Raw genomic sequence first — 8,838 nt, forward strand, 5'->3', positions numbered from 1 at the left:
CGTGTTCTCTACCGGGACAGCCGGCTTTCCAACTCCGCGGCGCGCTTGGCCGTCGTTTCCACGGAGCAGTCATCGGAAACGATCAATGCGGCGGTGCCGCTATTCTTGTCGACCTCGCACTGCTTGTCGCGCTCACCGATCCAGCCTCTCTGCTCGTCGCGCAATTGCGCCGCAGCAGCCTTGTCCAGCCTCGAGCGCAGTGCACGGTAGACGTCATTGAGGCGACCGTCCTGATACTTGTACTCCGAGGCGGCGCAATTCCGCATGGCGATGGTGACGCCACCGGATTTATCCAGGCAGGACTTGTAGGACGGGCGAATGCCGTCCGGCTGCTTGCCGCTCTCAGCCGGCTTCGACGCCTGCGCCTCGGCTTCACCGGCGGAGGCCTTCTCGTCGGCCCGCCGATAGACCCGGGAAAAGCTGACATTGATCCCGCCGCACATGTGATTGTCGCCGACCACGAGATAGCGTCCGAGCTGGCTCAGCTTGACCTGGCATACGCCGGGAGAGGACTTGTCCTGATAGGGGAGCAGCTTTTCGTCTTTCCCCTCCCCGTCCGACTCGTATCCGAATTTCGCCTGGGCCTGTGCGCCATCGATGAGGGCGGCGAACTGCCCACCCTGCTCACCGTTGCCGAATTGCAGGTTGGCCTCGGCATCGATGCGGACCTTGTCCTTCTGCTGCTTTGCCGTGATCCTCGTCTCACTGTCGCCCCAGCGTCCGACCCAGTCGGGGGCAGGCGATTTTTCAGCCAATCGGTCCAGTGGCAGCCAGCCTGCCGTTTCATCGTTGTCGGGGCGCTTCGCCGGGCTGTGATATTCGGCACAAGCCTTGTTCCCATCCACCCGGCTGACGATCACCTGATCACCCGGCAGCAGGAACGCACCTTTCTTGCAGACAACGGATCGCGCGGGGCATTGGAATTCGACCTTGTCGCCCGGCTGGACTTCATAGAGGCGCGCCGCCAGCGGATCGTCATCCACGGCATCGAAGCCGAAGCAGTCCTTTTTCTGCTCCGCGGCGTTGACGACAACGGGAATAGACACCGCCAAAGCCGCAAGTGTCAGACGGCTAAAGGTGCCAAGCCAAAAACTCATGCTGTTATCCTTCCAATGAGACGGTGCTTTCAAAGCCGATAGAGTCTCCGGGGTGGAGAATCTCCTTCAGCTCATCCCCGAAATACGGATCGCTACGGATGTCGATCAGGGCAACCGCGCAAGCGGGCCGCATCCGTCATGAATGCGGCCCGCTTGCAATGGCAGTTCGTCCGCAGCTCTACGCCACTCAGGAATTGCTGACCAGAAGCCGGTACACGCTTTGATAAATATAGACGCATGTGCACTTCTGCCGGACGCAAAGATATCGGCGCGTCGAACGCAGTCTGATAAGCGTCTTCGGCCCTGGGCGGCGGCCCGGTGTGACGAGCGTGGCGACGGGGCATGTCGGATTTGCGTTCCGAACGAAGGCCGGTCGCTCCAGGCCCGGCCTGAAACCGGGGCTTCGCACGCCGATGGCAGGCGGCCTCAGGGATGCATAGAGCTCCGGGCGCAGGTCTGCGGCTGAGACACGAGGAGGGGGACAGACACCTGTACATCCGGCGACGAGGCGCATTGCACCCTTGGATCGTCGGCGATTTTTACCCCGCTGGCCCTTCCCCCATCCGGAAAGAATTTACGATGCGCATTCATCTATTTGCCTGTGTTGGCCTGACGCTTTTGTCCATGCCGGCCCTTGCCGACGACAGTTCGGCGACGCTCGGAACCGGAGGTCTCGTCCTTCAGAAGACGGACAAGATCGCCCTCGTTTCGGAGGACTTGTACCTGTCGCCCACGGGCGTGCGCATCTCCTATCGCTTTCACAACCTGACGAACGCCGACTACGCCACGACCATCGCCTTTCCGATGCCCGACTTCCCGGGCGGGGGTTCGAACTCCACGACTGTGGTTCCGGATCCAGCGAGCGACAACTTCATGAAGTTTCAAACCGTCGTGGCTGGCAAGCCGGTCGCCTCGCAGCTCGAGCAGCGCGCCTTCATCACGGAGGAGGGCAAGCCGGACGTCGAGATCACCGAAAAGCTGCGGGCGCTGCACATTCCGCTTGTCCCGACCGTCGAGGCCACGCAGGCGGCAATCGGGCGCCTGACGAACGAGCAGCGCAAGAGCCTAGCGGATGCCGATATCGTCGACCCCGGCGAGGAAAGCGACTATACGGGCCAGCCCGTACCGCTCTACCCCCTTTGGACCCTGAGATCCAAATACTGGCGCGACCAGACCTTTCCTGCGGGGAAAGACGTCACGGTTCAGCAGACCTATGTGCCCGTCGTCGGCAGCCTCTCCAGCCTATCGCTCGGCTCTCCGGACATGGATCCGGACAGCCTGAAGGCCTACCAGGAAAAATTCTGCACGGACGCAAGCTTTCTCAAGGCCGCCGGCGCGCTTTACAAAAGAGCCGCTGACGACAATGCGAAGACCTTCCAGTCCTTCGAGCAGTATTTGTCCTACGTCATCATGTCCGGCGGCAACTGGGCAGGACCGATCGGCAGTTTCAAGCTGGTCGTGGACAAGGGAGACCCGAAGACGCTGGTCTCTTTCTGCGGCAATGGCGTGAAGAAGATCGGCCCGACGCAGTTTGAAATGGACATCAGGAACTACACGCCTGACCGCGACATCGACGTCCTGCTTCTGCGGACCGTGCCGGTTCAATGACCGCGCTTTCTCCAAAAGATCCAGTTCACGCCGAATAGACCATCGACATCCCCCGGAGCTCTTCCCCCATGAACTTCGCCTCGAGACCTTCTTCCAGCAAAGCACTCCTTGCGCTGGCTCTGCTGTTTGCCGTTTCCGGACCGGTCTGCACCCAGCCGGCCCTGGCCCAGACATCGGCTCAAGTGGAGCTGGATGGTTCGGATTCGATCGAGGGAAACCTCAACATATGGGAGCGACGACTCACCCAGGAAGGGCTCATCCTTCTCGGCTACTACAACGGCTTTGCCGACGGCTCTTTCGGCCCGAGCGGCCGCAACGCCATCGCGAGCTACCAGCGTGATCACAACAGGCCTGCCACCGGCAAGCTTTCGGCTCGGGACGCCCTGGAGCTGGGAGGAACGGCGCTCGACCTGCGCAAACAGCTGCAATGGCGCTCGCTCGACAATTCCATCGCGGGAATGACGATCTCCTATCCCGCCGGCCTGCTGACGCAACGGAAGGACAATACGCTCGGCGGCGAAAACCTGCAGACAGAGGATGGGGCGATCTCGTTGAAGACGGCCCGCTTTGCCAATAGCGGCCCAAGCCAGCTCGATACGCTCTATCAGAACCTCCTGAACGAGCAAGGCAGTACGATCACCTACCAGCTCAAGCGGTCGAGCTGGTTCATCGTCTCCGGCAACGCCGGCGATCGTAAGTTTTATTCTCGTTTCGAGCAGAGGGGCAACGAGATCCGGGGCTACGATCTCAGCTGGAATGCCGACAAGAACAGCAAGGTCGTGGAAAATATTTCGGTGTTGATCTCCAACGGCTTCTATCCGTTCGGGGAAAATCCGTCCGACGGCGATCCGAGCTATCCGACATTGGCGAAACTTGCCGACATGGCGGGCGCCGGCGGACAAGACTCCTCCCCGAATGGAAGCGGCTCAGGCAACACCCCTCAGGCGCAACCCCAGCAAAGCAATGGTCCTGCCGATACGCAGACGGCACAGTCCGGCGACAAGGACGACGGGCTTACCGAACAGAAGGACGGAGCGCTGCCGCCGCCCTCCGACGGCTCGCTCGTGACATCGGACGGCAAGGGACTGCGCTTCGTCTACCATTATTTCCCGCCGGAAGATCCGAAGCTGAACTATGCCTACAAGTGGGCCGCCGACACCCACCTGTTCCTGAACATTCCCGAGATCGACGGGCTCGACGGGCTTTTCGTAACGCCGCGCCCGCTGCACTACGTCACCCGGCAGTGCAATACGATCAACGCGTTCTATGACAGGAAGAACGGCGCGGTCTTTCTCTGTTACGAGATGATCGACAGTCTGTTGCAGATGGGTGAGGCTCTTTCAAAAGGCGCATCCGATCCGAAGGCTTTGACGGTCGAATTCGTTCAGGACAATCTCCGCTTCATCCTGCTGCACGAATCCGGACATGCCTTGATCGATCTGCTGGACCTTCCCGCCGTCGGCCGCGAGGAGGATTCCGTCGACCAGCTCGCGGCGGTGCTGCTGCTGTCGCATGTCGACGACCGGGAAACCAAGAACGACATCGCGCGCGTTCTTCAGCTGGCCTCCGTCTGGTTCAAGGTCAACAGCCAATCGTCGAGCGCCCCGGATGTGGCATCTTTCGCCGACGAGCATTCGCTCGATGCGCAGCGCTACTTCAACCTCCTCTGCATGGTCTATGGGCTTGATCCCGAGAGCAATGGTGCAATCGTAGAGAACGGTATGCTGCCGAAGGAACGAGCGGCCCGCTGCCCGGAGGAGGCGTCCAAGATCAATCGCTCCTGGGCGCGGCTGATACTGCCGCACTTCTCGCCACGCTTCCAGCCGAAGTCTGACGATAGCGGGGCCAGCCAGCAGACCACGGCAACCCAGCAGCCGGCCGCAGGCGACAATCCGCTCGAATGGGACAAGAAATCCAATCCCTTCGCCAAGTAGATACCGATTGCCTCGCGGCCTTTTGCGGTGACGCCTCCTCTTTCGGGCGGATCACAAAAGGCCGTCAGCCCCTCTACTCCGACTTATGCCATTTCGACCGTTCGCAGACGGCGCCGTAGCCCGAAACGGTCGGCGTTCCGTCTCCAAAGCTGATGACGCCCAGCTCCATGTCGCCCTTGCGGTAGTAGTAACTGCAATAGGCGAAGCCGGTGCCGGCGCAATCGGTCGTTTCCACGATCCCCATCTTGCGAATGCTGTCGCCGAAGGGATCCGGATAGGATGGCGGCGGGCTTTGAAACGGCTCCCATCCCCTGGCAATGATTGCCTGGCGAGCGTCGGTTATGGGTTTGCCGTAAACATTCGGCACCACTGCCGCGCCATCGCAAACCTGCTCCTCGGCCGCCAGCGGCTTCACCTCCACATTCCGATCTCCCTCGAGCCAGATCTCTCCGACCGGCATCGAAACAAGATCACCGTCGAGAATGCGCAGATGGTCCTTGATCGCAGTGATCTTGCCGATCGACAGCTTGCTGCTCTTCTCGGCATAAACGAGCGCCAGCAATTGCGAGCCGTCAAAGACCGCGACATTGCCCTCGCTGATGTCGCAGGCCGAACCGGTCGCCTGTTCGAACTCTCCCGCAAAGCTGACGGCATCATAGGATCCCAATTTCGCCTCGCCTGTCACGCCCCATCCCAGGGCGGCGGTAATCTTGCCGCCCTTGCTTTTCAGCTCGGGCAGCACGCCGCATGTTGCGTCGGAAGCCGGTTGCGGCGCCTTCGGCAGCTTCTGAAGGCGCGTGATCTTCAAGCCCGGCACTTCGGATTTCAATGCGATCTCCGCGCTCGCGCCGACAGGCGATACGAGCGAGCCGACGGCGGTCAGGACCAAAGCCAGGAGAACGAGACGGATTGATCTTGCGGAACGGTACAGAGGTGCAAACATGAATAGACGATACCTATGACTTGATACTTCAGTGACCCTTGTCGACGGCTGACCGCCCTTGGAGGCATGCCAGTCGCCGAGCCGGCCTCGTTCCCGCATCTCGGTCGCACAAGACGCAGGCTGGCCTGTCGAACTAATTGTCGGGCACGCCGAACGGCAACGTCCAACCCGACGGACGATCGGTGCCTTCCGCGAGCCGATGAGCGGGCAAAGGCTTCGCAGCCGAATTCCGCCGCGCGATGTTCTCCAGCGTCTCGCCCGGCGTATGGCCGAATTCCGCCTTGAACAGACGATAGAAATATTTCTCGTTCGAGAAACCATGACTCCAGGCAAGTTCCGCAATGTGGGGTCGCAGCCTGCTCGGGTCCGCCAGAAGCTGGTAGGCGCGATGCAGCCGCTTGCGCTGTATCTGCCGCATGACACCCCCATTGGCCTCGAACAGCTGATAGAGCTTCGCGCGCGAAACCCCGATATCGCGGCATACCTTCTCCGGCGTCAGATCCGCTTCGAGCAGGTGCGCGTCGAGGTATCGCAAAACGCGGCCGAGCAACAGTTCGCGGATCGGGCGAGCCGCCTCCTGCATCGCCTCGGACGTGGAGGAAACCGCGGCCGTCAGAAGCTGCAATGTGGATTGCACGACGTAGGGGATTTCCTGCTCTCTCAACGTCGAAAGATTGCGGAACAGCGAAACGAGATGATCCGCCAGGAGACGGGCCACACCTGCAGTCAGCGTACGACCATGCAGGAGCGCCGTCTGGCTCGGCAGCAGGTCTCTTGGAACACCAACCGAAATGACGTCATTGGCTTCGACCATACAGTCGTTCACCTGAGCGGCATCCAGAACGAACAAGTCGCCGGCAGTCTTGATGGATGAGGTCCCCGTCGACCGATAAACGAAACGGCCGCTTAGAACCAAGGTAAAACGGAAAAAATCATGTCCGTCGGCTCGAATGAGCCGGTCCGATCTCAGAAGCTCGTAGGCGGAGGCCCGCCCCTCGCCGAGCCACTTTCGGCCGGAAAGGATGAGGGGACCAAGGGCAGCCCCGGTCGCTTCGGCATCGAACGGTGCGGAACCGGATTCCCGCAATCGACAGTCGCAATGATTGTCCTTGACCCAGGTGTGAAACCGATCCTTTTCAGGAAGATCGAGCGTCGAAAAATGAAAGATAGAACTGGAAGATATCTGCGCCATTGACCTATGCATTCCGCGGCCCTCTCGGCCTGCGAAAGTTAAATATGTCAACCTTCGCCTGCGGCAATAGTCAAAATTGAACGCCTTGCGTGTTAATTCGAACGCAGCTTAACCTGTGCCGCTGTCAAAGCCCCGACATGGCTTCGCGCTCTATCCAATATGGGAGCCGGCCCAAGTCCACGAACCTGATGCCCGCATGCGTGTCATCTGCAATGACATGGAGACGATGCTCGAAGCCGTGTCCGTCGACAGAGGGTGCCTTGGAGCGCCGCCGATTTCGTCAGGTCCGCGACCCTGGCATATCTATGACTTCAGCGCGTGCCTGACCCTCAGGATCGCAAGGGCGACCGCGCCGATGACGACGGGAATGGAGATCAACATGTAGACGGGATTGATGTGGAGGCCGGCGTGGTCCGCAGTCTCGAACGCGACCTTGATCAGGCTCAGAAGATAATAGCTGATGGCGATTATCGACAAGCCCTCGACTGCCCGCTGGATCTTGACCTGTGTTTCAGCCCGCTCGGCCATCGCCTGGATCTGAACGGCGTTTTGCACCTCGATTTCCACCTGGATGCGGGTTTGGAGCAGATCGATCAAATGCATCGTCGCGTGTGAGAGCTGCTCAAGACGCAACGCCGTTGCCTCGCAACTTCTCACCGCCGGCTTGAAGCGGCGCGCGACGAATATGCCAAAACGCTGGAAGCCCGGCACATGCGTCTCACGCAATTCAACGATACGCTCCTCCACGATCTTGGCGTAAGCGGCGGTGGCGCCGAAGCGGTTTCGCGTCTGTGCAGCGGCGGAAATCACCTCGGCGGAAAGCTGCGAAATCTCGTCCAGGAGACGTTTGTGCTCTTCCGCGGAGGTCGTCACATGACGATTGGTCAATTCGACCAGCTTTCGGTCATAACCACTGAGAACCGGGCCGAGCTGCCGGGCTTGAGGAAGCCCAAGCAACGCCATCACGCGGTAGGTCTCAATCTCATATACCCGCCGGACCATGCGACCGAGACGATAGGCATTCAGATCATTGTTAAAAAGTATGGTCCGGCTGCTATTGTCGTTCCCGACACGAAAATCCGAACAAACGAGCGCGGCTCCCCCGCCGATCATGGATGCCGCGGTGTCGCCAAATTGGAGCGCCGAGAGGAGAGGCCCAAGTTCAGCCGGCGCCGCCCCGCAAACAAGGATTTCCAGTCGGCAGATGAACGACCAGTCCGACAGCCCGGCCAGTCGCGCGGCCTCATCGATCGAGAGAGTACCTTTCGGCCACTCCTGCGCGTCGGCCTTCAGCGAAGTGACCCGGGTGACGGTGACGAATTCTGTATGAAACTCGACTTGCGTTGGCGCGTCGGCTGATCGTTCATCCGCCTCGACGGTACGATAGCTCGGATTGTAAGCCGCGGCCGCGGAACCCGTGAGCGCTATGTGCTCGACAATAGCGGGACCGGAGAAGTAGATCGACGGCCGCGCATGAAGCTCAGAATTGAAGTCGAGTGCGATCGTTTGCATTTAGCCCCCCGGCAAGCAGTGAAGCTATAGCGTTAGACTTGCCATTATCGCAAATATCAATCCCCGACCTCGGTGCGGCAGAATGTCCTGACGCCCTCCGGCAGGTCGGGAATGTCTCTCGCAGGGTCGGAACCAGGCCGCAGCCATACGCCGATTGCCGTCGGCGGCCTGATGACAGCGGAATGGTCGGGTAGAGCCGGTAGCGGCCTCCGCAAGGACATGCGGAGGCGATGTTTGCGTGTCGCCGTCTCGGCTAGAACTTCTTCGCCGCCGAGACCTTTGCGCCGACGGATGTCTCGCCGTCGCCCTCGATGTTGAAGAGGAGGCTGGTGTCGAGCATCCAGAAATTGGCCGTCTGCAAGGTCAAGCCGGCCGTGACCGCACCGAATGCACCCGCGCCGTCGAGACCGGAGAAACCGCCGGTCACCCCGAGCTTCGGCGTCAGCTTTGCACCGCTTTCGAGCGTGAACGACCTGGCGATCTCCGCGCCGAGGCTGACGCGGAACTGCTCCTCGTCGAAGCCGTCGATGGTGAGGGCGTCGCCGGCACCGT

At 60.6% G+C, this 8,838-nt stretch carries 7 protein-coding genes; 2 read left to right on the forward strand and 5 right to left on the reverse strand.

Annotated features, from left to right (window positions below; translation table 11 throughout):
- Positions 1-8: 8 nt before the first annotated feature.
- A complete protein-coding gene (locus GR212_RS22620; protein ID WP_163989639.1) occupies positions 9-1,097 on the reverse strand; it encodes a lysozyme inhibitor LprI family protein in 1,089 nt (362 codons plus the stop codon).
- Between the two features lie 579 nt (positions 1,098-1,676).
- On the opposite strand from GR212_RS22620, the gene GR212_RS22625 reads away from it, so the two are divergent.
- Together GR212_RS22625 and GR212_RS22630 are read left to right on the forward strand one after the other, a co-directional pair.
- The gene (locus tag GR212_RS22625) at positions 1,677-2,705 is read left to right on the forward strand and encodes a DUF4424 family protein (RefSeq protein ID WP_163989642.1); all 1,029 of its coding nucleotides are present in this window, start codon (positions 1,677-1,679) and stop codon (positions 2,703-2,705) included.
- Between the two features lie 68 nt (positions 2,706-2,773).
- Complete coding sequence (locus GR212_RS22630; RefSeq protein WP_163989644.1) at positions 2,774-4,639, forward strand: DUF4344 domain-containing metallopeptidase; 1,866 nt, start codon at positions 2,774-2,776, stop codon at positions 4,637-4,639.
- A gap of 73 nt (positions 4,640-4,712) precedes the next feature.
- On the opposite strand, the gene GR212_RS22635 is transcribed toward GR212_RS22630, so the two are convergent.
- From GR212_RS22635 to GR212_RS22650, 4 genes are all read right to left on the reverse strand, one after another.
- The gene (locus GR212_RS22635; protein ID WP_163989646.1) at positions 4,713-5,582 is read right to left on the reverse strand and encodes a hypothetical protein; all 870 of its coding nucleotides are present in this window, start codon (positions 5,580-5,582) and stop codon (positions 4,713-4,715) included.
- Positions 5,583-5,715: 133 nt separating this feature from the next.
- Positions 5,716-6,774, reverse strand: coding sequence for a helix-turn-helix domain-containing protein (locus GR212_RS22640; RefSeq protein ID WP_163989648.1), 1,059 nt, complete (start codon positions 6,772-6,774; stop codon positions 5,716-5,718).
- A 303-nt stretch (positions 6,775-7,077) separates the two neighbouring features.
- Positions 7,078-8,286, reverse strand: a complete 1,209-nt coding sequence (locus tag GR212_RS22645) for a DUF3422 domain-containing protein (RefSeq protein WP_163989650.1) — start codon at positions 8,284-8,286, stop codon at positions 7,078-7,080.
- Positions 8,287-8,539: 253 nt separating this feature from the next.
- A partial coding sequence (locus GR212_RS22650; protein ID WP_163989652.1) for a hypothetical protein occupies positions 8,540-8,838 on the reverse strand: 299 nt, incomplete at its 5' end.

The sequence above is a fragment of the Martinezella lusitana genome, assembly GCF_010668395.1.
Lineage (GTDB): Bacteria > Pseudomonadota > Alphaproteobacteria > Rhizobiales > Rhizobiaceae > Rhizobium > Rhizobium lusitanum_A.

Excerpts from the sequence above, each read along its gene's own strand:
- GR212_RS22620 (WP_163989639.1), bottom strand. The coding sequence starts at position 1,097 with ATGAGTTTTTGGCTTGGCACCTTTAGCCGTCTGACACTTGCGGCTTTG.
- GR212_RS22625 (WP_163989642.1), top strand. The coding sequence starts at position 1,677 with ATGCGCATTCATCTATTTGCCTGTGTTGGCCTGACGCTTTTGTCCATG.
- GR212_RS22630 (WP_163989644.1), top strand. The coding sequence starts at position 2,774 with ATGAACTTCGCCTCGAGACCTTCTTCCAGCAAAGCACTCCTTGCGCTG.
- GR212_RS22635 (WP_163989646.1), bottom strand. The coding sequence starts at position 5,582 with ATGTTTGCACCTCTGTACCGTTCCGCAAGATCAATCCGTCTCGTTCTC.
- GR212_RS22640 (WP_163989648.1), bottom strand. The coding sequence starts at position 6,774 with ATGGCGCAGATATCTTCCAGTTCTATCTTTCATTTTTCGACGCTCGAT.
- GR212_RS22645 (WP_163989650.1), bottom strand. The coding sequence starts at position 8,286 with ATGCAAACGATCGCACTCGACTTCAATTCTGAGCTTCATGCGCGGCCG.